This is a genomic window from Rhodospirillaceae bacterium, assembly GCA_018662005.1.
Lineage (GTDB): Bacteria > Pseudomonadota > Alphaproteobacteria > Rhodospirillales > JABHCV01 > JACNJU01.
Window position 1 is genome coordinate 40,115 of record JABJHA010000028.1, and the last position, 25,076, is coordinate 65,190.

Annotated in this window: 26 protein-coding genes and 1 tRNA gene; 9 read left to right on the forward strand and 18 right to left on the reverse strand. The window is 50.7% G+C overall.

What is annotated here, in order from left to right; genetic code table 11:
• Positions 1–99 precede the first annotated feature (99 nt).
• From hfq to HOL66_12395, 4 genes are all read left to right on the forward strand, one after another.
• Positions 100–345, forward strand: a complete 246-nt coding sequence (gene hfq / locus HOL66_12380; GenBank protein ID MBT5245028.1) for an RNA chaperone Hfq — start codon at positions 100–102, stop codon at positions 343–345.
• A gap of 13 nt (positions 346–358) precedes the next feature.
• Positions 359–1,714, forward strand: a complete 1,356-nt coding sequence (gene hflX / locus HOL66_12385) for a GTPase HflX (protein ID MBT5245029.1) — start codon at positions 359–361, stop codon at positions 1,712–1,714.
• A 17-nt stretch (positions 1,715–1,731) separates the two neighbouring features.
• Positions 1,732–2,541: an inositol monophosphatase gene (locus HOL66_12390; GenBank protein MBT5245030.1), complete on the forward strand. Its 810-nt coding sequence runs from the start codon at positions 1,732–1,734 to the stop codon at positions 2,539–2,541.
• 97 nt (positions 2,542–2,638) lie between these two features.
• On the forward strand, positions 2,639–3,511 hold the full coding sequence (locus HOL66_12395) for an NAD(P)-dependent oxidoreductase (GenBank protein ID MBT5245031.1): 873 nt from the start codon (positions 2,639–2,641) through the stop codon (positions 3,509–3,511).
• Here the strand turns inward: HOL66_12395 and HOL66_12400 are convergent.
• The 17 genes from HOL66_12400 to HOL66_12480 all read right to left on the reverse strand — a co-directional run bounded on the left by HOL66_12400 (position 3,508) and on the right by HOL66_12480 (position 18,323).
• The gene (locus tag HOL66_12400) at positions 3,508–4,293 is read right to left on the reverse strand and encodes a methyltransferase domain-containing protein (protein ID MBT5245032.1); all 786 of its coding nucleotides are present in this window, start codon (positions 4,291–4,293) and stop codon (positions 3,508–3,510) included. The two genes, HOL66_12395 and HOL66_12400, sit on opposite strands and share 4 nt — an antisense overlap.
• 36 nt (positions 4,294–4,329) lie before the next feature.
• Positions 4,330–4,581: a mycothiol system anti-sigma-R factor gene (locus HOL66_12405; protein MBT5245033.1), complete on the reverse strand. Its 252-nt coding sequence runs from the start codon at positions 4,579–4,581 to the stop codon at positions 4,330–4,332.
• On the reverse strand, positions 4,574–5,137 hold the full coding sequence (locus HOL66_12410; GenBank protein MBT5245034.1) for a sigma-70 family RNA polymerase sigma factor: 564 nt from the start codon (positions 5,135–5,137) through the stop codon (positions 4,574–4,576). The genes HOL66_12405 and HOL66_12410 overlap by 8 nt, the downstream gene beginning before the upstream one ends.
• 225 nt (positions 5,138–5,362) lie before the next feature.
• Complete coding sequence (locus tag HOL66_12415) at positions 5,363–6,133, reverse strand: methyltransferase domain-containing protein (protein MBT5245035.1); 771 nt, start codon at positions 6,131–6,133, stop codon at positions 5,363–5,365.
• A 95-nt stretch (positions 6,134–6,228) separates the two neighbouring features.
• Complete coding sequence (locus HOL66_12420) at positions 6,229–6,588, reverse strand: sulfur reduction protein DsrE (protein ID MBT5245036.1); 360 nt, start codon at positions 6,586–6,588, stop codon at positions 6,229–6,231.
• Positions 6,589–6,736: 148 nt separating this feature from the next.
• Positions 6,737–7,357: a hypothetical protein gene (locus tag HOL66_12425; GenBank protein ID MBT5245037.1), complete on the reverse strand. Its 621-nt coding sequence runs from the start codon at positions 7,355–7,357 to the stop codon at positions 6,737–6,739.
• A complete protein-coding gene (mazG, locus tag HOL66_12430; protein ID MBT5245038.1) occupies positions 7,347–8,159 on the reverse strand; it encodes a nucleoside triphosphate pyrophosphohydrolase in 813 nt (270 codons plus the stop codon). Before mazG ends, HOL66_12425 begins: the two co-directional genes overlap by 11 nt.
• Before the next feature lie 304 nt (positions 8,160–8,463).
• On the reverse strand, positions 8,464–9,237 hold the full coding sequence (locus HOL66_12435; GenBank protein MBT5245039.1) for an MBL fold metallo-hydrolase: 774 nt from the start codon (positions 9,235–9,237) through the stop codon (positions 8,464–8,466).
• Positions 9,234–10,022, reverse strand: a complete 789-nt coding sequence (locus HOL66_12440; GenBank protein MBT5245040.1) for a TatD family hydrolase — start codon at positions 10,020–10,022, stop codon at positions 9,234–9,236. The genes HOL66_12435 and HOL66_12440 overlap by 4 nt, the downstream gene beginning before the upstream one ends.
• A 398-nt stretch (positions 10,023–10,420) precedes the next feature.
• The gene (locus tag HOL66_12445) at positions 10,421–11,971 is read right to left on the reverse strand and encodes a methionine--tRNA ligase (GenBank protein ID MBT5245041.1); all 1,551 of its coding nucleotides are present in this window, start codon (positions 11,969–11,971) and stop codon (positions 10,421–10,423) included.
• Positions 11,972–11,983: 12 nt separating this feature from the next.
• Complete coding sequence (locus tag HOL66_12450; GenBank protein ID MBT5245042.1) at positions 11,984–13,105, reverse strand: DNA polymerase III subunit delta'; 1,122 nt, start codon at positions 13,103–13,105, stop codon at positions 11,984–11,986.
• Positions 13,102–13,740, reverse strand: coding sequence for a dTMP kinase (locus HOL66_12455; GenBank protein ID MBT5245043.1), 639 nt, complete (start codon positions 13,738–13,740; stop codon positions 13,102–13,104). The genes HOL66_12450 and HOL66_12455 overlap by 4 nt, the downstream gene beginning before the upstream one ends.
• A gap of 18 nt (positions 13,741–13,758) precedes the next feature.
• Positions 13,759–14,910, reverse strand: a complete 1,152-nt coding sequence (locus HOL66_12460) for a D-alanyl-D-alanine carboxypeptidase (protein MBT5245044.1) — start codon at positions 14,908–14,910, stop codon at positions 13,759–13,761.
• Positions 14,911–14,946: 36 nt separating this feature from the next.
• A complete protein-coding gene (locus tag HOL66_12465) occupies positions 14,947–15,939 on the reverse strand; it encodes a septal ring lytic transglycosylase RlpA family protein (GenBank protein ID MBT5245045.1) in 993 nt (330 codons plus the stop codon).
• A gap of 86 nt (positions 15,940–16,025) precedes the next feature.
• Positions 16,026–17,051, reverse strand: coding sequence for a lytic murein transglycosylase (locus tag HOL66_12470; GenBank protein MBT5245046.1), 1,026 nt, complete (start codon positions 17,049–17,051; stop codon positions 16,026–16,028).
• Between the two features lie 79 nt (positions 17,052–17,130).
• A complete protein-coding gene (locus HOL66_12475) occupies positions 17,131–17,928 on the reverse strand; it encodes a YdcF family protein (GenBank protein MBT5245047.1) in 798 nt (265 codons plus the stop codon).
• 56 nt (positions 17,929–17,984) lie between these two features.
• The gene (locus tag HOL66_12480) at positions 17,985–18,323 is read right to left on the reverse strand and encodes an ankyrin repeat domain-containing protein (protein MBT5245048.1); all 339 of its coding nucleotides are present in this window, start codon (positions 18,321–18,323) and stop codon (positions 17,985–17,987) included.
• A gap of 197 nt (positions 18,324–18,520) precedes the next feature.
• Between HOL66_12480 and HOL66_12485 the strand changes: the two genes are divergently transcribed.
• Both HOL66_12485 and rarD read left to right on the forward strand, forming a co-directional pair.
• On the forward strand, positions 18,521–19,366 hold the full coding sequence (locus HOL66_12485) for a DMT family transporter (GenBank protein ID MBT5245049.1): 846 nt from the start codon (positions 18,521–18,523) through the stop codon (positions 19,364–19,366).
• Positions 19,353–20,252: an EamA family transporter RarD gene (gene rarD / locus HOL66_12490; protein MBT5245050.1), complete on the forward strand. Its 900-nt coding sequence runs from the start codon at positions 19,353–19,355 to the stop codon at positions 20,250–20,252. Before HOL66_12485 ends, rarD begins: the two co-directional genes overlap by 14 nt.
• Position 20,253: 1 nt before the next feature.
• Here rarD and HOL66_12495 read toward each other — a convergent pair whose 3' ends face one another.
• The gene (locus tag HOL66_12495) at positions 20,254–21,474 is read right to left on the reverse strand and encodes a diaminopropionate ammonia-lyase (GenBank protein MBT5245051.1); all 1,221 of its coding nucleotides are present in this window, start codon (positions 21,472–21,474) and stop codon (positions 20,254–20,256) included.
• A gap of 369 nt (positions 21,475–21,843) precedes the next feature.
• Here HOL66_12495 and HOL66_12500 point away from each other — a divergent pair.
• From HOL66_12500 to HOL66_12510, 3 genes are all read left to right on the forward strand, one after another.
• Positions 21,844–21,933 (forward strand) — tRNA-Ser (locus HOL66_12500).
• A gap of 99 nt (positions 21,934–22,032) precedes the next feature.
• Positions 22,033–23,742: a tyrosine-type recombinase/integrase gene (locus HOL66_12505; protein MBT5245052.1), complete on the forward strand. Its 1,710-nt coding sequence runs from the start codon at positions 22,033–22,035 to the stop codon at positions 23,740–23,742.
• Between the two features lie 88 nt (positions 23,743–23,830).
• Positions 23,831–24,958 (forward strand): ATPase, encoded by a 1,128-nt coding sequence (locus HOL66_12510; protein MBT5245053.1) that lies wholly within the window; start codon positions 23,831–23,833, stop codon positions 24,956–24,958.
• The last annotated feature ends 118 nt before the right edge of the window (positions 24,959–25,076 follow it).

Consider the following 25,076-nt stretch of genomic DNA (forward strand, 5'->3'; position numbering starts at 1 on the left):
CGGGGCTGGTTAGCACTGGAGGCGTTGACAAGCAGGGAATACAAAACATTCCGCCCAAGTAAAGGCGGATAAAATAATAAGAAAAAAGGGGTTACGATCATGTCACCCGAAAAGACCCAAAACGTCCAAGATGTTTTTCTGAACCACATAAGAAAAAACAAAACACCCGTCACAGTCTTTCTTGTTAATGGCGTGAAACTGCAGGGCATTGTCACCTGGTTTGACAATTTCTCGGTTCTTTTGCGTCGCGACGGGCATACGCAACTCGTCTACAAGCATGCCATTTCAACAGTCATGCCTTCCGAGCCCGTACAGTTGTTCGAGCCGGAAAAAGACGAAGAATAAGTAAACGACGCACTTGACCAATTCGACCAAGGATCCGGCGTCCTTAAGGGGCACTGAAAAAGTCAGGACAGAGCGTTGTCTTGTCATCCACCCGCTTATTAAAGGCCCCGGAACGAATACCCGCGACCCGGCCGCACGATTGGAAGAAATCGTCGGACTGGCGTTGGCTATTGACGTCAGCGTTGTTCACGCCGATATCGTCACCCTGAACCGCATTAAACCTTCAACGCTGATGGGAAAAGGCACGCTGGCCAGTATTGCGACCATTATATCCGGGCACGTACCAGGAAACCGCGATCCGGGTACGGGCGCCATTGATATTGCCGTTTTTGATATAGCCTTAAGCCCGATCCAGCAACGCAACCTTGAGCGCGAGCTGAATTGCAAGGTGATCGACCGAACCGGGCTTATCCTTGAAATTTTCGGTGATCGGGCTCGTACCCGGGAAGGCCGCCTGCAAGTTGAGCTTGCCGCCCTGACTTATCAACGCTCGCGCCTTGTCAGAAGCTGGACTCACCTTGAAAGGCAACGCGGTGGCGCCGGTTTCATGGGCGGGCCGGGTGAAACCCAGATTGAAACGGATCGCCGGCAAATCGACAAACGCCTGACCCGTTTGCGTCGCGATCTTAAAGAAGTCAAACGAACCCGCGACCTGCACCGCAAAGCCCGGCGGCGAACGCCTTATCCCATCGTTGCCCTTGTCGGCTATACAAACGCCGGTAAATCGACTTTGTTCAACCGCCTGACCGATGCCAATGTCGATGCCCAGGACCAGTTGTTTGCGACCCTGGACCCGACCATGCGCGGGATTGATCTTAGGTCAGGGCGGTCCCTTATTTTATCGGACACGGTTGGTTTCATTTCCGACTTGCCACACGAACTGGTTACCGCCTTCCACGCGACCCTGGAAGAAGTGACCGAAGCGGATATTGTCATCCATGTTCGTGACGCCGCCCATCCGGATACGGGTGCGCAAAAGAAGGATGTCCTGAAAGTCCTGGCAACGCTTGGCTTAAATGATAATGGGGATAAAACCGACAAGAAATTTATCGAAGTTCTCAACAAGATAGATGCCGTCGAAACTGATGATCTGGTCATTCTAAAAACCAAGGCAGAAAGGGCAGGCGGCCCGGTTGTTAACGTATCAGCGTTAACCGGTGAGGGGTGTTCGGCACTGCTACATACAATCGATGAATTGCTGGCGCTTTCCACATCGACCCATGCCATTGATGTTCAATCGGCTGATGGCGCAACTCTTTCCTGGCTCTATGATCATGGTGAGGTTATTGAACGCATGGACGATGATGACGGTGTGCATGTGAAAGTCAGGCTCGATGAAGCCAACTGGGCCCGCTTCGAGCGTCGTTAACCGGGGGTTGTTGGGTAATGCTTCCAAATACTGAAATCGTATCCCAGATTATTACCGAGACGGCGAAAGCCCTGATAACACCACGTTTTCAACAACTCAATGAATCTGACGTGCGTGAAAAATCTCCCGGCGATCTGGTTACCATTGCTGATGTGGAGGCGGAAAAACGTCTTGAAGCAGAATTAACGGCGCTTGTCCCGGGATCCCTGGTTGTCGGCGAGGAAGAGGCCGAGGATTTCCCCAGCGTCCTTGACCGCATAAACCAGGACGCGCCAGTTTGGGTACTTGACCCGCTGGATGGCACCCGCAATTTCGCCCACGGGCGCGAACCCTTCGCTGTCATCGTCGCGTACTGCCAGGGTGGCGAGACCCTGATGGGCTGGATACACGATCCCATGACAGGTGAAACCGTGTGGGCAGCAAAGGGGCAGGGGTGTTGGAGTGGAAGCAACCGCTTGACCATAGCTAATGCGGAACCGGTTGATGAAATGAAAGGCTCACTCAGTCCCAACGTCGCCAAGCGCCTGAAATCTGTCAACGGTGCACCAACACAAATAAACCGGGTCGGCTGTGTTGGCCGCGACTACATGGACTTGGCACTGGGGCGATTGGACTTCGCCCGCTACGCATACCGGCTGAAACCTTGGGATCATGCCGCCGGGGTGTTGATCCACGCAGAAGCAGGGGGCGTCAATCGTTTGCTCAAGGCCGGACGGGATTATCACCCTGACTTGAACCCGATGGATGCCCAAAGCACGGGTGAAACGCTGATAATGGCTCCAAATTTGATGACCCTTGAATGTCTCCGCGAGTTGCTAGACGAATAGAAACGTTTCACCATGCGGAAAACCAGTCCGTAAAAGTTGATCGGACTTTGCCAGTGGCTTAAACAAAGGCAACTGAATTTTATAAAGGAACAGGATTATGGCGTCGAAAAAATTAGCTTTCATCGGTCTTGGTGTTATGGGCTATCCGATGGCAGGTCATTTGGCCAAAGCCGGACACGATGTCACCGTTTACAATCGCACCACCGCCAAGGCTGAAGCCTGGAGCAAGGAATTCGGTGGCTCTTTCGCCGAAACCCCGGTCCAGGCTGCCGAAGGTTGCGAAATTGTTTTCGCCTGCGTCGGCAATGATGATGATCTGCGCAGCGTCACCTTTGGTGAAGACGGAATCCTTGCCGGCATGGACGAAGGCTCTATTTTTGTCGACCACACCACGGCTTCGGCTGATGTGGCGCGGGAAGTCTACGCCGCCGCAAAAGAAATGAACAAACGCTTCCTTGATGGCCCGGTTTCAGGTGGCCAGGCGGGAGCCGAAAACGGACAGCTGACAATCATGCTGGGTGGTGATGAAGATGCTTTTGATGCGACCAGTGACATTATGGAAGCCTACGGCAAAGCCGTCACCCTTATGGGAGATGCAGGGGCAGGCCAACTAACCAAGATGGTCAATCAGATCTGTATCGCAGGACTTGTTCAGGGGCTTTCCGAAGGCTTGAACTTTGCCAGCGAAGCGGGGCTTGATGTCAAGCGGGTGGTCGATGTCATTTCCAAGGGCGCTGCCCAGTCATGGCAAATGGAAAATCGGGCCTATACAATGGCTGACGATGAATTCGATTTCGGCTTCGCTGTCGACTGGATGCGCAAAGACTTGGGCATCTGCATGAACGAAGCCGGTAATAATGGCGCCAAACTACCCGTGACAAAGATCGTTGCCGGTTATTATGAGCAGATAGCCGAACGCGGCGGTAACCGTTGGGACACCTCGAGTTTGATCCGCCTGTTGAAGGATTAAGCGGGCTTCGTCATCACCAGTTCGATTGTGTGGGCGTCAAAGCCGCCAGCGATTTCACGGGTTTTCTCGCTGTTGCTGCCTGAAAAATAATCGAAGGACCTGATTTCCGTGATGTCGGTAAATCCGGCTGCGGCAAACAGGGCGATATATTGATCCTTCAATGACGCGCCAACCACGCATTCCGCCCACAGTTCCGGGTCGGATTTGCATTGTTCTGAAATCGCCTTGTCGACGACAATATCGGCCAGTTGAACCTTGCCGCCTGGCTTCAGTACGCGAAAGATTTCGGCAAAACTCTTGGCCTTGTCAGGAATCAGGTTGAGAACACCGTTCGAGGTCACCACATCGACGCTTTCATCGGGCAGCGGGATGTCTTCCGCCTCGCCAGCCAACGTCGATACGTTTTTAGCGCCTGAGCTATCAATATTGTCTTGTAGTTTGTTAAGCATTGCCGGGGTCATATCCAGGCCATGCACGTGACCTTCTTCGCCAACGGCAAGACCGGCAATCAGGCTGTCTGTACCAGCCCCGGAGCCAATGTCGAGAACGATGTCTCCATGTTTGATCACCTCTGCCGCATGGGGATAGCCGACACCGGCAAAACTTTCCATTGCCGTTGTTGAAATTTGATCCAGCAATGGGTCGGGATAACCAACAAACCGGCAGGCGTCGCGCCCGGTCGGGAAGTGGAATTCCTTGTCAGGATTGCGCGCTACATCGGTATACATCACCTTAACGGCGGCGATGATGAATTCTCGTTTATCGGATAGTACGGCGACCATTATTATCTCCCCCCGGAGAAAATTATTCAGCCAATATTAAAAATCTTTAAGCAAGCCATCAATTTTGTTTTTCAGGCTATCAGGAACTGCTTCGCTGTTGGCGTTCTTAATGCGTTTTTTCAACACACGTTCAAAATCGGCCCGCGAATAACAGCCCCGACAAGTTTGCAAGTGGGCATCAATCTGAGCCTGTTTCTCGGCGTTGACCTCGCCATTAAGAAACTCAATCAAATGCGCAAGGACATCCTCGCAGCTGATCTTGTCTGAATGATCATGTTTATCAGTCATGGCTTATACCTTCCTGATTGGATTGAGGACGAATTCCGGCGTCCATGGCTTCTTGCCATAGTGCTTTTTGCAGCTTCGATCTAGCCCGTTTAAGGCGGGAACGAATGGTGCCGATTGGCACATCCATGATTTCGGCTGTTTCTTCGTAAGAAAACCCCTGAACCTCAATGAGCATGACGACGGTTTTGAATTCGTCTGACAGGGCGTTAATGGCATTATCGATTTCTTCGCGCAGCAGGTTGTTGACGAAGGTTTGCTCCGGGTTATCCCACCACAACAGAAAAGGCTGGTGAAGGGATTCAAAGAGTGAGAACTGCTCGTCATCATCTTCGCCGGGTTCTTCCACGTACGGGACTGTTTCGCCTTCAGTCTTTTGCTTGCGGTACGAGGATATAAAGGTGTTTGTGAGGATACGGAAAATCCAGGCGCGAAAACGATCCCGCTGCTCAAGCTTGGCGAACGCGGCCCAGGCCTTGCTGACGGTTTCGGCGACCAAGTCTTCGGCGGTGTCGGGATTACGAGACAAACGCAGCGCGGTATTGTAGAGCGACTCCATGTGTTTGGTAATTTCACGCGAGAAAAACTCCCGATCTGTCAGGTTGTCAGCCAGTGTTAATACTCCCCATATACAAGGAGCCAACGATAAGAAAACCGACTCCTCTTATAGATTGACGCAAAACGCAAAAAATAGTTCCCAAAAAAGATGATTTTTTCGGAACTATTTTTATTTATTAAAGAAAACAAGAGAGTAGAGGGTATCTACTCCCTTGTTTTTGATCAATCAGGATGGTTTTACAGCCAACAGAGAGATCGCTTTGACGCCCCATTTATCGGCAGCGCCGGTGGCGTTGTCGGAAATGAATTCATAAGGCATCGGCTCTACGGTAACCACATGCAGTCCGCTAAGCTTGATGGCCTTGCAATAATCGTCTTCCTGCATGGCCCCGCCAATGCAAGCGGCCCACAAGTCGGCATTACAGGAAACACCTTCGGGCAATGGTTTTTCGCTGACGATATCGGAAATGGCAAGGCGTCCGCCGGGCTTGAGAATACGGGCGATTTCCGAGAAAACTTCGGCCTTGTCCGGCGAGAGATTGAAAACACCGTTACTGATAACGGCGTCGTAGCTGGCGTCGGCCGCCGGCAAATCCTCTATATAGGATTTAACGTAGTCGATATTTGTGAAACCGGCTTCATCACGCAAGGCTGCTGCCTTGGCGCGTTGGGCGTCTGTCATGTCGATACCGGTGACGGAACCTGTATCGCCAACGTGCAGAGAAGCGATGAAGGTATCGGTGCCTGATCCACTACCCAAATCAATGACGCTTTCGCCCTGCTTCAGTTTCGCCAGGTGAAAATAGTAACCGACACCGGCAAATGATTTAATGGCGTCGGCCGGAATTTTGTCCAGGTCGGCAGGCTTGTAACCCAGGCGTTCGCATAACGCCCGGCCCATTTCAAAGTGAAACTCTCCATCAGGGTTTTCGGCGACACGCTGGTACATGTCTTTAACCTGATTTTCCAGAGATTCCCGATCAACGTTCTGATCGATAAAATTATGTGCTGTGGCGTTTTGCATAACTGTCTTCCTTAATACTTGGGGGTGAGCAACCGGGCTTACCAGTTGCTCACCATGTGTGTACGGATTTAGATAAGAATCTGTGCGCCTTCGCTAACGAAACCGATGGTGCGGGCTGCACCGGCGATTTCAGCACCAGATACCAGATCATCTTCGCTAATGCCGCGAGATTTGGCGCATACCGGGCATACCCAGATCTGACCGCCATTTTCCTGATAAGCGCCCAGCAGTTCGCTAAGCGGCGGATAACCTTCGGCCTGTTTGTCGGTGGCGCCATCTTTTGTCACAAGATCGACCGATGATGCGGTCAGGAACATTGCGGTTTCGTTATCCATGGCGGCAGAGGCGCTGCCAACGATAAAGGCGACGGATGCACGTTCCAGATCTTCATTGCCGTAGGTGCAGTTGACGAGATATTTGTTGCTCATGATAGTTAGCTTCCTGTGTTGTCTGTTCGGAGGTCCCGCCGTTATTCGGCGTCCCCAACCATTCAGACGGTTGCTGAGCAAAAAAGTTCCCGGACCGGGAAAACTTTTTTAATTTTATTGAAAATAATGGGAGGAGGGGGCTTTCAAACTAGCGTAAATTGAACGACAGCTTGGGCGAGGGGTCAAATGGTGACGTGATAACCCATATGTAAGTTTTCTTGCGACCTTCGCCGTCTTTCACCTTGTTGGCGTTGTGAGAGATGACCTTGGCATCGGTAATCACTTTCAAGGAACCCTGAAAGCCAAGACCTAAATCGATCATGCGCTGGGCATTGAGTTTGGATATGGGTGTTCCCCGAATGGAGACAATTTGTTTGCTTTTGACATAACTGATCGACAGCAAGTTTTCATTGCGGCGCAGGAAGCTGACCATCTTAGATTTTAAAATATCACCCTGTTTTTCCCATTTGATCCGGAAATGACCTTTTTTGAAATATTCAAACAGCTTGGTGGAACTGTCGCGCATCAGATCATTTTTAAGGCGCTCAACCCGCTCCGCTTCCTCTTTCGGGCTGATGTGATCCTTGACCACTTTATTAAACAGGTTCATTTCGGCCATATAACCTTCAAAGGTGATTTTGTAAAAACCGGCGCGACCAACCTCGATTTCAGCGTCAAAGCTGGCCGGAATGTAACAACCGCTTATAGGCACGATGAGGAGGGCGGTAAAAAGTAATATTTTTAGTCTTTTCAAAAAGTTAGACCTCATTTTCCACCTTCGCCCGGTCCCAAAGTGCGTCCATTTCCTCCAGATTAGAGGTTTCCGGCGTTTTGCCTTCGGCTGCCAGCATAACCTCTATGGCCTTGAAACGGCGCTCAAACTTGGCATTTCCGTGGCGCAAGGCCGTTTCCGGATCAATATCAAGTTTGCGGGCCAGATTGACGCAGGTAAACAACAAATCACCCAATTCATCCTGCAAGCGGTCTTTACCCGCACCCGCTGCCATTTCAATGGCCATTTCCCGGGATTCTTCATCAAACTTGGCAAGCACGTCAGATGCCTGATGCCAGTCAAAACCGATTCGGGCGGCGCGTTTTTGCAGTTTCAGGGCGCGGGTGAGGGCGGGCAATCCGGGTGTCACACCTTCAAGGGCACTATGAAGCGCTGTCTTGTTACTCTTTTCCTTACGTTCATCCGCCTTCAGACTCTCCCATGAACGGGTTTGTGCTTCTGTTGTTTTGATGTCCGCATCACCAAAAACATGCGGGTGGCGACGCACCAGTTTGTTACAGATGGCATCGGCGACGTCATCAAAGGAGAAGAGGGCGTCTTCTTCGGCCATACGCGCATGAAAAACGACTTGCAGTAACAAATCACCCAATTCATCGACCAGGGCAGGCATGTCGTTTTGTTCGATGGCCTCGGCGACTTCGTAGGCTTCTTCGATTGTGTGTGGCGCAATACTGGCGAATGTCTGTTCAACATCCCACGGACAGCCTTTTTCAGGATCGCGCAACAAGGCCATGATGCTGATCAGCCGCTTGATCGGTTCTTCTGGTGTTGAACTCATCTTCGATCCTTCAAATTCAAACACACCTTAGCCGTCGCTTTTAAAGACGGGAAGGGATCATTCCCCAGGCCCCATATTTGATCTTTTCGGCCCCCTTTAGCAATCCGATGACAACATTCTAAATCGCATAATGTATATTATGGCAAATTTGATGTTATGATTTATTTTCAATTACTTATGTGGTGCTTAAGAATCATATACTTGATTTTGAAAGTCGTGCAACAGCACCACTGAGATCATTATGGGCGGCGCTGTTCGAGGACTGGCCAACCTGCCCTCACAGTTCAATTGGTGGGAAGAAAAATCAGGCTTCGAGAATCATTCCGTCGAAGGCGGGTTCGACATGATCTGGAAGTCTTTTGTTCAATGTGTCGTAATCGAACCCGTAACCCAAATGGGAAAGCACCCCTCGTCTTGGGTCGATCCGATCAATCCAACCCAGCGCCTTGTCCACATGGGCGTGGGTTGGATGCGGATGATCGATTAAGGTTCCGATGATCCACGTATCGACTCCCTTTAAAATTTCAAAGGCACGATCCGGCAATTCAACCACGTCGGTGGTATAGGCAATCGGTCCAAAGCGAAATCCCAGGGTGTCACAAAATCCATGATCCTGTGTAAAGACCTGAATGTCGATGTCGCCAATGCCCAACGCGTCGCCATCATTCAATTCATGCGGAACGAGCGTTGGCTTGTAATACATGTCGGCATTTTCCGCCAAAGGCTCCAAAACATAGCCAAAACGCTCATCAATGACGCGCAAAGTATCCGCATCGGCGTAAACATCAATGGCAGCATTCATTTCCCGGTTGATTTGGCGTAAATCATCGATTCCATGCAGATGATCGGCGTGATAATGGGTAAAAAGCACAGAATCCAGTCGCTTTACGTCCGCATTCAGTAATTGTTGGCGTAAATCGGGCGAGGTATCGACGAGAAGGCAGGTATCACCGTTTTCCACCAGTATGGACGGCCTGAGGCGACTATTTTTCGGGTTGTTCGGATCACATTTCCCCCAGCCGCGGCCAACAGCGGGGGTGCCGCTGGAACCGCCACACCCCAGAATGGTCACCTTCATGTTGAAGGGGCCTTGTTGGCTTTTGAAAACAGGGAGAAAAAGTTGTCGGTTGTGACTTTTGCCACTTCATCAAGGCTTAAGCCTTTGATTTCAGCTATTTTTTCGGCTGTATGGCGAGTAAAGGCCGGTTCGTTGCGCTTGCCGCGCCGGGGCACCGGCGCCAGATACGGGGCGTCGGTCTCAACCAGCAAGCGCTCCAGCGGCACGTCCCTGACAATTGCCCGTAGCTCATCGGCAGTTTTAAAAGTGACAATTCCGGAAATGGAAAGATACAGGCCCAGCTCCAAAGCCGTATCGGCCAGCTTGCGGGAACTGGAAAAGCAGTGAAGAAGGCCGGTGAACGCCCCCTTCCCCATCTCTTCGACAAGAATTTCAGCCATCTCATCATCGGCGTCTCGTGTATGGACGACCAAGGGTAAACCGATCTCGCGGGACGCCTCGATATGGGCCCGGAACTGGCGTTTTTGAATATCGCGGGGACTTTTGTCGTAATAGAAATCAAGCCCGGTCTCGCCGAATCCGATGACCTTGTCATCAACTGCCATCCTGATCAGGTGCTCAGCCGTTATTTCGGGTTCCTTATCTGCATTGTGGGGGTGGATGCCGACCGTGCAGTAAATATTTTCGTAGCGTTTGGCGACTGCCAGCACCTGTTCAAACTTTGTCACATATGTACAAATGGAAAGCATGTGATTGACGCCTACGTCAGCAGCGCGCTCAACAATATTTTCCATATCGTCGGCAAATTCGGGGAAATCCAAATGACAGTGGCTGTCTACGAGCATGTTCTAAGGCCAAGCTTGAAAATTATAAGATATTGTTTTTAAAGCCAATTTTTATAACTGTCATCACTATAGTTCAGCTTTGCGGGCAAAAAAGCGGCACCGCCAGACATGGGGGGAATTGGCGGCGCCAAAGGGCGAAACGAATTCGTCAGTTTTTAAGAAGCGGGCGTCGTCGGAATAACTCCTGCGGCGTATGCTATTAAGACCAATATCACCATCAGACCAACGACACCGACCGTCCACAAATAAGTCTTCTTATCGTCTTGGGTCATCGTCACCTCCACTAACAATCAAAGCCGCGCGGCAAGATATAAAGGAGGCGCCTCAATGGTTAAACCATAGCACAAAAGTCGGATTTTTGGAATGGCGCAGATAATGGGGCTTAATTCTCGCCGAATTCAGCCCTCATCCTCGACAAACCTGGGGAAGACACCTTCGGGTTTCGGCAACACGGTGCCGGGGACCAGACTGTTGCCTTCAGCAAGAAAGGAAAACGAACGTTTCTCATGATCAATCACCAACTGATCAAGCATTCGGGCCATGGCATCTGGCATAAAGGGCTGTAATACTAGAGCGATCCGGCGGATACATTCGCTCAGCACATAAAGAACCGTGGCCATGCGTTCCGGGTCTTCATTTTTTAACTTCCACGGCGCCTGGCTGTCCACATAACCATTGGCGGCGCGAATGACCACCCACACGGTTTCCAGTGCTTCATGAAAAGATTGCCGGTCGATGGCGTCACGAAGTTGTTCAAGCAACTGGCCCGCAGCGTCCAGTAAACGGTCATCGTCATCGGTAAAATCACCATGATCAGGGACCACCCCATTACAATTCTTGGCGACCATGGACAGGACCCGCTGGGCCAGATTGCCTAGATCATTGGCCAATTCGCCATTCATACGGTTGATCATGGCCTGGTGCGAGAAATCGCCGTCATTTCCAAAGGGAACTTCCCTGAGCAGGAAGTAACGGACCTGATCGAGGCCGTATCTGGCGACAAGATCATGAGGGTCGATCACATTGCCCAACGACTTCGATATCTTCTGGCCTTCATTTGTCCACCAGCCGTGGGCGTAAACCCGTTTTGGCGCTTCAAGTCCTGCGGCGAGCAGAAAAGCCGGCCAATAAACGGCGTGAAACCGCAGAATGTCCTTGCCGACCATGTGCAGATCGCAGGGCCAGTAGGTGGCGTACTCACCGCTTTCTGTTTCCGGATAACCGACACCGGTGATGTAGTTGGTCAAGGCGTCCAGCCACACGTACATAATGTGTTTATCGTCACCGGGCACCGGGATGCCCCAATTAAAGGTGGTTCGTGATACGGAAAGATCCCGAAGCCCACCTTTGACAAAACTGAGAACCTCATTGCGTCGTGTTTGGGGGGCTATGAAATCAGGGTTGGCGTCATAAAATTCCAGCAGCTTATCGCCCCACTGGGAAAGCCTGAAGAAGTAACTTGGTTCTTCGACCCATTCGACTTCGGCTCCCGAAGGGGCAATTTTCTTGCCATCAGGGTCGTCAGTCAGTTCCCCTTCCCCGTAAAAGGCTTCATCGCGAACCGCGTACCAGCCTGAATAGCTGTCCAGATATATCTCGTCATTTTCCATCAACCTTTGCCACAAGTCCTGAACGGAATGTTTATGGCGGGCTTCGGTGGTGCGGATAAAATCATCGTGGGTGAAGTTCATCAAATCGGCAAGTTCGCGGAAGTTTTGCGAGACCTTGTCGGTAAACGCCTTGGGGTCGATACCTGCGGCAAGGGCTGATTTTTCCACCTTTTGGCCGTGCTCGTCGGTGCCGGTCAAAAACTTGACGTCAAAACCGTCCAGTCGCTTGAAGCGAGCGAGCACATCACAGGCCAGTGTCGTATAGGCATGGCCGATGTGCGGGGCATCGTTGACATAATAAATCGGCGTCGTCACGTAATAGGGCTTAATTGAACTCACTCCACAGAAAATCTAGCCTTGCGCTGCTTTTTCAAGGGCCAGGAAGATCGTAATGATCATTTGTCGCCGGTCCATGTTGATGGCGTCGGTTCGGGCCAGCAGATGGTTGATCTTGTCCCATACCTCCAGCCAGCTTGCAAGGGAACTGGCCGCAGCAAGCCGGTTATTTAGAACCGCCTCGACGCTGCTCATACCCTGATCACCACGCGAAACAGACAGGATCATCCGTCCTAGCCATCCCAAAAGGAGGTCGGCAAAGGTTTGAAACGCCGTATCGGCACCGGCGCGGCCCAGTTTTCCTGCTAGTGCGTGAAGAACTGCTACATCAAGATGTGGAAGCGTTTCAAGTAGGGCTATCAGGTCTTTATATAGTTCCAGCCCGCCTTCTTCTTCAAGATCAAGGGCGCGCCCAATACTGCCTTCGGCCAGGCGCGCCAACGCCACAGCATCATCAGGGGATATGCCCGGATGATGTTCGCTCAACATACCGGTGACGACGGCTTCATCCAAAGCGGACAGTGTCAGTTTGCGACAACGCGAGCGGATCGTGGGCAGCAAGCGGCCAGGGTTATGACTGACGAGTAGGAGAATTGCCTTTGCCGGCGGTTCTTCAAGAACTTTCAGGACAGCATTGGCGGCGTTGCGGTTCATTTCCTCGGCACTGTCGATAACCACCACGCGCCACCCCTCTTCGGCGGCCGACAGGGACATAAACGAGCCTATGGAACGCACATCATCAACAACGATTTCGGTTTTGTACTTGCCTTTCTTTTCGTCAAATTGCCGCTCGATTGCCTTCAGGTCCGCGTGAGCACCGGCGGCGACGCGGTTGTAAACAGGATCATCGATGGAAACATCTAAACTGCTCAAGTCATCTTTGGGAAGTTCACCGCCAAACAATCCATTGTCGGCACTTGCGCCGCCACCCTTGGCAAGCAGGAACCGGGCGAAGCGATAAGCCAGCGTTGCCTTGCCGATCCCCTTGGGTCCGCACAGGAGCCAGGCATGGGCGAGGCGTCCGGAATTAAAGGCATCAAGCAGAACTTTTTCTGCCTGATCATGGCCACGAAGATCGCTGTTTTTTCGCGGGTGCGGAACCCCCTCTTCTTCATCGGCCAAGACTTGAGCATTCATGACAAAGGCACCGACAAGCGTTCACTTACAATGGCGCGGATTGCCGCCGCAATCTGCTCAATGGGGGCAGAGGCATCAATAACGACACAGCGCTCTGGCTCGTCATTGGCTATTTGCAAAAATCCCTGACGCAGTCGATCATGAAAATCATGGCCCATACGCTCATAACGGTCTTCGCCCTGTCCCCTTGCACCGGCGCGCTCAAGCCCAACCTCGAGATCCAGATCAAAGATAATCGTCAGGTCAGGTTTAAAATCACCCAGTACGGCAGAGCCCAGCTTATTGATAGCCCCGCGCTTAACGCCATGACCAAAGCCCTGATAGGCCATTGTCGAGTCGGCGAAGCGATCCGAAATCACCCACTGCCCTTTCTCAAGGGCGGGATACACGGTTTTATCCAAATGTTCGGCGCGGGCAGCGTAGTTGAGCAAGGCCTCGCTCATTGGGGTCCAGCGATTGGTCGCGCCGTTAACAAGAAGGTTGCGGATTTCTTCGGCGCCGGGCGCACCGCCGGGCTCGCGGGTGCTGATAACATCAACCCCGGCGTCTGCCAAAGCAGTGGCCAGCAAAGCGACCTGGGTCGATTTACCGGTGCCTTCGCCGCCTTCAAATGTAATGAACCTGCCCTTGGACACCCCTTGCAAACTCCCCGTTCAATCTGAACCGCCAAACAGAATGTAGTTGAAAGCCGCCATCAGACGGCCGATCAATCCCAGTTGTTCAACATCGGCTGCGGCGACCAGGGGAACCTCCACCGTCTTCTCGCCAGGGGCCGTGACGCTCAGGGTTGCAAGCATATCACCTTTTTTGACCGGTGCCGGTATCGGTCCCTGATAATTAATTTTTACTTTCATTTCCCGACGCGCTTTCTTGTGCAGCGTCAGCTTCAGTTCGTTTTCAATCATCAAGGAAACGGAGGGTTCCGTTCCAAGCCAGACAGCGGCTTCCTCGACGATTTCACCGGCCCCTAAAAGGGCATAATTGCCAAATTCACGAAACCCCCACTCGAGCAGTCTTTCGGGTTCGCGGGAACGTTCCTTCTTTGATGTCAGCCCGTTTACCACCAGTACCAGACGACGATCACCTCTAACCGCCGAAGCGGTCAGTCCATAGCCAGAGTCCTGGGTATGGCCCGTCTTCAATCCATCCGCGCCCATGTCCTTGTAGATCAAAGGGTTGCGGTTGTTTTGTTTAATGCCGTTGTAGACGAAGCTCTTTTCGGAATAGTAGTGATAATATTCTGGGAACTGCTCAATCATCAATTTCGCCAGGATCGCCAAATCCTTAGGCGACATCATGTGTTCCGGGTGCGGCCAACCGGTTGAGTTTTTGAAAATGCTGGCGCTTAAGCCGATTTCGCGGGCATGGGCTGTCATTTCCTCTGCGAAGGCTTCTTCGGAGCCCGAAATTCCTTCGGCTATGACGATGCAGGCGTCATTGCCAGACTGAACAATAATGCCACGGACAAGGTCTTCGATGCGGACCCGCTTGCCCGGCACCAGAAACATGGTTGAACTGCCGCTCTTGGCGCCACCTTTACGCCAGGCGTTTTCGCTGACTGAAAATTTATCCTCAAGTGACAAGCGACCATCACGAAGCCTCTCAAAGACCATGTACAGTGTCATCAACTTGCTCATGGAGGCAGGCGCCATCGGAACGTTGGCGTCCTTTTCAAACAGCACAGCCCCGGTTTCCGCGTCCATCAGAACGACTTGTTTAGCAAGTGTTTCAACGGCCTGGGCCGAGGAAATGCAAAGAAAAGTCAGGGCGGCAATGGCAGCAGCGCGGAGATGAGAGGACAACATTGTCAGGTAAATTCCGTTAAAAAGTACAGCAGAGCATCAATCAACGATGGTTCTGGCATCGGTATAACCCGACGCGATGACTTGCTCAAGCATATGATCTGCGTCAGCAATCGATTTGATCGGTCCGACCCTGACCCGAAACAGGTCACGGCCATTTACCAACACCGGTGAGACCTTGACTGATCCCAGACTGGATAAAATAGCCCGCACCCTGTTGGCATTGTCAAAGTTGGCGAACGCCCCGGCTTGTATAAAAATGTTGGTTTGCACCGGCACCGGCTCAAGCGTTACCTTTTCGCTTACCGCAGATGCCACCACTTGTTCGGGTTCGACAACCGGTGCTGGTTCGGGAGTGGATACCGGGGTCGGGCTGATTTGCTCATTGCTGCCAATCACAGGCAAAGTCTGACTGCTGACTTTAGGCTTGGGCAAACTGTCGACGGTAATGGGGGTGCCGATTTCCGCCAATTCGGCATCACCTTTAAGGCGGCGGGCCAATGCCCGGCTTTCGTCTGCCAGTATACGTACCCGAATGCTCGCTGTTCCCTGTTTTTGGAACCCAAGCAATTGCGCGGCGCGACGCGAAAGATCAAGAATCCTGCCATGGGCGTAGGGGCCACGGTCATTAATGCGGACATTCAGGGTGCGGCCATTTCCCAAATTGGTGACCCGTACAATACTGGGTAAAGGTAAAGTCCGGTGGGCCGCGGAAATTCCATTCATATCGTAAATTTCACCGTTGGCCGTTTTGCGGCCATGAAATTTTGTCCCGTACCAGGAACCGATACCGGTTTCATCGTATTCAAAATTTTCCTTCGGATAATACCAAACGCCCTTGATTTGATAGGGATTGCCAATCTTGTACTTGCCAAAGATGGTTCTTTTCTCGGCGTCGCTTTTCTTCGATACCTGCTTAACCGTCTGGGCGATGAACTGGGTTTCTGCACAAGCCCCAAGCAATGTTGAAGCGGCAATGACAATCGCCAAACCAGGCATAAATCGATTAAAAAAAGCCCGGTGCGGGATCATGGCAGACCGCCCTCATTATGGGGTGAATAAATGCAAACCACACGATATGGTGTGGGAGTAAACTTAGTATTAAAAGATTTGGCTTTCTAACTGCCGCCAATCCGGTCGGCAAGAGTGCCAACCGCAACGGCGAAATAGGTCGATCTGTTCCATTTCAGGATCGTTCGGTAATTGTTGTAGATCATGTATGCGGCACTTCCAGGACCTTCGGTATAAACAATAGACGCCTTCAAGTCTCGGGCAGGAAGAGCGCTACCGTCGGCTCTCAGAACACCCAGCGCACCCCATTCAGCGATGGGTTTGATAATTTTGAGACCCACCATCTCAGGATTGAACCCGGCCGGTAAGGTCACCGCCCTGCCCCACGTCTGATCGCCTTTCCAGCCGGAACGGGACAGGTAATTCGCAGCCGAGCCAAAGACATCGGCTTTTGTGCTCCATATATCCTTGCGACCATCACCGTTGTAATCTATGGCGAAGTTAAGGAAGGACGAGGGCATAAACTGGCACTGGCCCATGGCCCCGGCCCACGATCCAACCATATCTTTGGCTTTGATGTGGTCACCGTTAAGAATTTTCAGGGCGTTCATGAGCTCCTTACGGAAGTATTTGCTGCGCCGACCGTCATGGGCAAGGGTCGCCAGAGCTGGTATCAGTTTGAAACCGCCTGTAACACGACCAAAATCCGTCTCGATACCCCAGAAAGCGACGATAAAGCGCGGCTGAACACCAAATTTCTTGCCGACTTCCTCAAGCAAGGCTTTGTTTTCAGCCAGTTTTTTACGACCTTTCTGGACCCGGGAATTAGGCACGACGCGGGTCATGTACTGGGCAAACGTCAGCGAGAATTCCGGTTGCTTGCGATCAAGCTCGATAACCCGGGGGATTTGTTTGACGCCATCCAGGGCAGAAGCCAGGATTTCCTCACGAATACCATTGCCGGAAGCCTCGGCGCGAAGCTCCACCAGCCATTTTTTAAAGGCAACGGGATCGACAGGGGCTTTAGATGGGTCATCTGCGGTTTCATGAGCGAAAGCATGGCCAACAGCCGTCAGATAAAAAAGCGCAGCCGCCAATACACCAGCCGCACTTTTTAACGTTTTAAAATTCATGATGGCCTACCCTAGTTTGCACGAATCGCATCAACAAACTATGGCAATCCTTATGCATCAGGGCAATGGCGAAAAGCTTCTATGAATCGGGGCCGGGAAACAGGGAATCCGTTTTATCTGTCAGCCTGTAAAAAATAAGACCCAACCATTCATGAATGGCCTGTGACAGAAGTCCGTAACCGCCGATCAGATTGAAAGTCAGCGTAAAAAGAAACTCGTTTGTGAATTGGAAGTCGACAGGATAGGGCAACGCCTTCCATCCAACCTGTCTGAAGATACCAACCGTACGCGGCATATGGAAAGCCGATGTGATCAATATCCATGTCTCGGCAGGGTCAGGATTGACCAGTTGTTTGGACATCACGGCATTTTCGTAAGTGTTGCGGGACTGGTTTTCAATTTGCACTCTGTTTATATCGACACCCAGACCTTCCAGTAACGGCCCAACAGCATCACCTTCTTTAATGTCTTGTGTGAGCAATTTCCCGGAACCACTTGTAAACACGAGCTTTGCATTTGGATATTTTTTTGAAAGGGAGGCAAATTCTGTCAACCTTTCGACCGCCCCGCCGATCGATATCTGGCCGCGTGATTTGGTCACGACTTCATCAACAACACCACCCAAAACAATAATGCCATCGACCTTTTCCGGCAGTTGATGAACAACGGGAAAACGGTTTTCCAGGACGATTATCAAATTCACGCCAATGGGAACAACCGCAACGATTAATGACAAGACTGCAGCAATGGCAAGCAACCTGCGGCCCAGTTTGTCGCGTCGCCGAAAAACAAGCGCTGCCCCCAGGCAAAGCACGATCAGCAGCACATTTCCGGGATTTGCAAAGAACCAGAATATTTTCGACAAATAGAAAAACATCAGCGGTGATACCCCATTTGTGCCTTATAAATCAAGTTAAGGCATTGATATCACGTCTATTCCCGCGCCCCTGCCTGCTCTAACCGATCAATAATTTCACGGTAGATAGTGCGATACCCCTGGCCGCCGTCCATATCGAAAAAGGCCAATTTCTGGCGCGCCTTGGCGAGGGCCGTTTGGCCAACTTCATCACGCTCATTGATGCTGACGCCCTGATGTAAAAGGATTTTGACAATATCCAGGCTTGCCCCGTCGGTTGCCGTGATGAGGGGTGTTTGTTTAAGCGCATCGCGGCAATTCAGGTCGGCGCCATGATCCAGAAGTTCTGAAAGCTCGTCGGGTTCGTCGAGAAAGGCAGCGGCGTGCAAATCAGCGCAAGTGGCATGATGGGCCATGGCTGCATTCGGGGTGAGTAAACTCCCAGCTAAAAACAGAGCACTCATAAACCTGTTGTTGATAAACATGGGTAAACGATATAGCGATGATAGCGCGCTGGCAAATCACGAAGAGATGAAGACCCGGAGCACGCCTTTTTATCCTCTTCTTTTGGTCAACGTCGATGCAGCAGCCCAACACTTATAGCCGCGGAATTATGATGTCCGGTGCAGGAATGATCCTCCTTAGTCCTGATGGCCTGTTGTTGCGTCTGGTCGGCGATGCATCCACATGGACCGTACTTTTTTACCGCACAGCCTTTACGGCCTTAACCATGGCCATCATTCTGATGATAAGGGAACGCCAGGACTTTTCCGCAATTTGGCGCGGTTTTGGTCGTGCCGGATGGATTTCTACCTTTCTTATGGCGGCCAGCAGCCTGTCTTTTGTCGGCGCTATTTCCAATACGTCTGTCGCCAATACCCTGGTTTTGGTGGCGACGATGCCCTTTTTCAGTGCTGTCCTCGGCTGGATTTTGATCGGCGAAACCGTCAAACCCCGAACCTGGATTTCGATCTTGCTCGCCCTTGGCGGTATCGGGATTATTTTTTCAGGCTCATTTGGTGGTGGAAACTTGAGCGGGGATTTGATGGCCATTGGCACGGCTTTCCTGCAGGGCCTGAACCTGATCGTCATAAGAAAGGCAAAAGATAGATCCGTGACCATGCCGGCGCTCTGCTTATCGGGCATCCTCGCCGCCCTGGTCGTCCTGCCCCTGTCCCAGCCAATGACTGTTTCAACACCCGACTTCATGCTTTTAATGTTGATGGGGCTTTTTGTGGTTCCGGTTTCGCTGGTTCTTTTCCTGAGTGGAGCCAGATACGCCCCGGCTGCTGAAATCGCCCTGTTGTCGCTGGTCGAAACCGTTCTTGGCCCCTTCTGGGCCTGGCTTGGTGTGGGGGAAGAACCAACCATAAACGCCATAATCGGTGGTGCTGTCGTTATCGTTGCCGTGGCAATGAATGCCCTGATAGGAATGCGGAACAGCCATCGTGCCGGGTAATAACAATAAAGATCAGGGATTTGCTGGCGGCGTGGCGGCACTAACGTCCTTTAGCGTTTTGGGCACTTATCCGCTTTATTTCAAGATGTTTTCCCATATTTCGGCTTTTGAAGTATTGGCTCATCGTATTTTGTGGACCGTTGTCCTGCTTGGGTTGTTTATCCTGTTGAGCCGTCGCGTCCAACATGTTCGGGCTGTTTTGGCCAACAGGAAGCTTCTCGTAACACTGTTGTTAAGTTCCCTGCTGGTGTCTCTCAATTGGCTGGTTTTTATCTGGGCTGTCACCCACGATATGGTGCTTGAATCAAGTTTGGGTTATTTCATCAACCCGTTGTTCAGCGTCGCCCTTGGCATGATATTCCTGAAAGAAAAACTACGCTTTTGGCAATGGATCGCCGTCGGCCTGTCGGTGGTCGGGGTCGCCAACCTTATCGGCCAACTGGGCACAGTGCCCTGGATTGCGCTATCGGTCGCCTTTTTATTCGGCTTTTACGGGTTGATACGGAAAGTCGCTGTCGTTGACGCCTTTAGCGGACTTTTCATCGAGACGACGCTCATTTTGCCGCCCATTCTGGCCTACCTGATCTACATCGGCGTACAGGGTACAGGCTCTTTTGGTTCTTCGGATTTAACATTCGATGTTTTGCTGATACTCCTGGGCGCGATGACAGCAATACCGTTGATTCTGTTCGCCACTGCGGCAAGAAGACTACGCCTGTCGACGCTTGGGTTCTTCCAGTATATCGCCCCAAGCGCTCATTTTATGTTTGCGGTGTTCCTCTATAACGAACCCTTCACCTTCGCCCACCAGATAACCTTCGGCATGATCTGGACGGCCCTGGCGATTTACACGCTTGATACCATCGTCGCCCGCCGCAAAACTTAAATCACCTGACATCACGGGCACTGCGCCCGACAATATTCTCATAGACTTCGGCGTCGCTGGCCCCTTCCGAACCGATAATCAGAACCCGTGAGCCCTGATTAATGCCAAGCGCGTCAGCAAGGGCAGGATCTTCACCAGCGGCCAGTAATGCCGCCAGTCCGGCAACGGCGGACTCCCCGGCGACAACAGCCGGGTCACCATCCTCGCCACCGGCAAGCAGTCGCATGACCGGGCCGACAACATCATCACCAAGGATGATAAAATCATCAGCGCCGGTGGCCAGAATATCCCAGGCAATCAATGAAACTTCGCCGCAGGCCAGTCCCGCCATGACGGTTTCAAGATCACCGGTGGCAGGTCTTGGCGCTCCGGCAAGGGCGCTTTGATACAGGCAATCCGCCCGGTCCGGCTCGACAACGATAAATCGCGGACGCTCGTCCGCCAGGGTTTCCCACAAATGACCACAAACAGCCGCCGCCAGTCCCCCTACTCCGCCCTGAACAAAAATATGGCTGGGAAGACTGCCGTCAGGATACTGGTTCAAGATTTCATCGACCATCACGGTGTAGCCCTGCATGACATCACGCGGAACATCCAGATAACCTTCGTAGGAGGTGTCAGAGACCACAAACCAGCCATGTTCGGCGGCATCGGCGGCAATTTCGCGGACCGTATGATCATAGTCCCCGTCCAGGCGCAGAACGTCGGCCCCGTAAGCCTCCATCGCCTTTTTGCGTCCTTCGCTGACCCCCGAATGAATATAGATTTTACAATGACAGCCGAATGTTTGCGCCCCCCAGGCGACGGAACGGCCATGATTACCATCTGTCGCACAGGCAACTGTCACGGTGTTGGTGATGTCGCTATACTGACCGTTTGTCAGCCCTTCTATGGTTGGGTTCAATTGAGGATCGCTTTTCCTGATAAAATCCATCAGAAGGCGTTCAACGGCATAAGCCCCGCCGAGCGCCTTGAAACTGTCCAGGCCAAAACGAAATCCATCGTCCTTGTAATGCAGGCTGGCGACGCCAATTTTCCGGGCCAGGCCTTGAAGACTGTGCAGGGGCGTCGCGGCATATCCGGGCCAGGAAGAAATATCGGCCATCGCTTCAGCAAAGCTCTGCCTGTTGATAACGCTCAAAGCAGGCTCGCCGTAACGGGTTTCCCGGGAAGCAGCCATGCCATTGTGATGAACACGTAAAGAACCGTACAAGGGAGTCATTTTATCGCCTCAGTTTGATCAATGCGGGGAGTATTTCACGGGCTTGCCAACCTTCCAAGTGATCTGACGTTTATTTTTCGTTAAGGGTTGATCGTGATAATACAAGGGTCAGCTTTAGAATTAAGGCAACAAACCCAGAAAGGGGATAAGACCATGTCCAAGCAACCAATTGTTTCTGGTATCGCCCGCATTTCAAGACGGATCGCCCGTGCCTTCGGCTACAGGTTCGATCATCCGGTTGAAGTTATTGTCGGCTTTCCGCCGGGTATGTTCCGTTAATTTACATTCGCCTGTTTTGCGAATTGCAGAAGACCGCACGACCAGTGTATAAGCATCCGCCGGGCGCAGTTATCTGCGCCTGACAAATGCGGATGGGTGGCCGAGCGGTTGAAGGCACTGGTCTTGAAAACCAGCAAGGGTGAAAGCTCTTCGTGGGTTCGAATCCCACCCCATCCGCCAAGTTCCTCTAAGTGCTTGGCAACAATATAACCATCTGATTTCTAACCTATTTCTGTTCCAACTGGTACACCGTTGTGGTACACTACTGGGATGGAACCCATGCCTAAGCCAACAGGATTACTCAAACGCGGGAACCGCTATTATGCGCGGAAGAAAGTTCCTGTCGATCTTGCCCCTTCTATGGGAGCGCAGGAAATCAAACGCAGTCTTAAAACATCAGACTATCGCGAGGCATGCAGACAACTGCCACTGGCCCTTGCGAAAATAGAAGCCACTTTCACCGAAGCAAGACGAAAACTTTTATCTCACCCCGCCACGCACTTGTCGGACCCCGAAATTCATCAACTCGCATTGCTTTGGTTTCACGGTTACGAGCAACAATCGCGAGATAAAGGGTTGAGGCTCAATTTCGATCCCAGTGAGATTGATGATATTATTCATATTCTTGAAATCGATGAATATGATTTGCGTCAGTCCACTAACCCGAACACCCTTGCTTGGGTGCAGAAAAACGCTAATGAATTTTTGCAGTATCAGAACGTCTCACTAGATAGCACTGGACGGGAGTACGAGTTGTTTTGTTCGTACATCAACAGGGCAATGATCGAAAGTGTCCGACGCTCCAAAGACAGGTGCTTGGGGGAATCCGGCATTGAATCATACGACCAAGCTTTTGCTGCTGTTAATGCGGATGCACCTAAACCAGAACTTCCGCAGAGACTAGAAATCACTCTAGGGGAACTCGTAATACGCTATGGAAATGACCCGGCTAGGGATGGGGTAACCCAGAAGACGAAAGACGGTTATGTGATCATATTTCGGGCCTTAGTGGAACTTTTAGGTGCCGATAAACCCGTCAGGGAAATTACGCGAGAGGATTGTCGAAATGTTCGGGACATTTTGACTACACTTCCCCCAAACGCAGGAAAGAGATTTCCTGCCCTCACCCTCAAAGAAGCTGCTAATCAGGCGGATGTTTTAGGACTCCCTTCTATCAAGGTCACAACTGCAAATAGCTACCTCAACAATTTGAGTGCATTGTTTAAATTCGCTCACGACGAGGAATACGCTGAATCCAATCCGGCTATCAATCTTTCCGCTGGACGCCCGAAGGATAGAGAGAAAGATCGAAGACTTCCTTTTAGCATCGAGCAATTAAATCTCATTTTCCAAGCACCGATCTATACTGGATGCAAGAATGATCAGGCCAACTACGCACAACCGGGGCCACATGTCATTCGGCGAGGCCGCTTTTGGGTTCCCCTACTCTCCCTGTTTCATGGACTACGTTTAAACGAAGCATGTCAGCTACTTGTTGACGATGTGGAGGTGATTGACGATGTGCCTGTCCTGCACATTCGTGAAGATGAAGAAACCGGGAATCGATTAAAATCAAAAGCTGGCGAGCGGATTATCCCGGTTCACCCCGAATGTCTGAAGATGGGATTTATTAATTTTGTAAAAGGGCAACGTGAAGCAGAAGAAAAAAGGTTGTTTTCGGAACTCACGAAGGGACGCAAAGGCTACTATTCTGATCCTTTCCAAAAGTGGTTTAGGAGATTTTTAGATAAAACTGGCGCACTTGCCCCAAAGACGAGTTTTCATAGCTTCAGACATAATTTTTGCGATGCGATGAGAGAGGCTGATATCCCTGAAGAGAGGCAGGATGCTCTTGGAGGGTGGGAGAGTTCCGGAAGTACAAGAAAGGTGTATGGCAGTAAATTTACCCCTGCTACGCTTCATTCTGAAATTTCAAAAGTGAAATATAGAGGTCTTTCTTTATCCCGCCTGTATTTGAATAAGAGTTAAGGTGGCAAATCCGACTTATTTTGCTACCCTGACCCTACAAGAAAAGGCCATGGATATGGGTGCAGGCTCAACTTAGTGGGAGGCGGTTGTGATCAAAAAAGGTTCTCGCTCACCAATTATATTAAACAAACATATTGATATCGGAACTCCTGACGCTGAATCAGATGCCTTCTATTTAGAAGAGTGTTTTGTTGATACAGGACTATTCGAGCAATTATTGGATTGTGAGAACCCGAAAAGAATTGTTGTTGGTAGAACTGGGTCAGGTAAAACCGCATTGCTACAAAAAATAATATCCACTCAAGAACATGCAATTGAGTTAGCCCCTGAGGCTTTGTCCTTAAGTTATATTTCCAACTCAAACATTATTCGCTTCTTTGAAGCCGCCGGAGTGAATCTTAGCTTGTTCTATGTCCTTTTGTGGAGGCATGTGTTGACGGTTGAGTTATTAAAAATGCGATTTGATATTGGAAATAAGGCAGGAGTTGAGAAGCTAAAAAACTTTATGGAAGGCATATTTAAAAAGGACCCCGCTAAGGAGAAAGGATTGAAGTATTTAGAAAAATGGGGGGATGAATTTTGGGAGCATACAGAATATCGCGTTAAAGAATTTAAAGAAAAACTTGAAGCCGAATTAAGTGTCTCTGCTGGCGGGAATATCAAACTGTTTCAACTAGGAGCAGAAGGGGCAGCATCTCTTACAAAAGAACAAAGGACCGAAATAGTAAACCGGGCGAACGATACTGTAAGCAGAATTCAAATTAAAGAACTTCAGGAAATCGTATCACTCCTTAAAGAGAACGTATTTATTGATTCACAAAAACCATTTTATATAGTTATTGATCGTCTTGATGAGGACTGGGCTGATGATGAGTTGAAATTCAAACTCATAAAGGCTTTGCTTGAGACTGTAAAAAGTTTTCAAACAATACGTACAACCAAGGTCATTCTAAGCCTACGTTCTGATTTGCTTACCCGTGTATTAAAAGAAACAGTCAGTAGCGGCTTTCAAGAAGAAAAATATGCTGGACTATATCTTAATATGGACTGGTCAGAGAGCCAGCTAACTGAAGTTATTGATGCCCGTGTAAATTATTTATTCAAACGGAAATATACCCGTGAAAATGTGAAATTAGAGGACATTATAAAAATTGGCGGGCAAATACAGAAAAAGTCGCCAATTGGATATTTAATCGGTAATGCTCCCAATTTTTAGCGGTACAAATGAGTAGAATTTTCTCGTAATGTTTTTTGAGGAGATTCAACATGAAACAATCACGTTATTCTGACAGCCAGATCATCGCTATTTTGAAGCAGGCTGAGGCCGGTTCAAC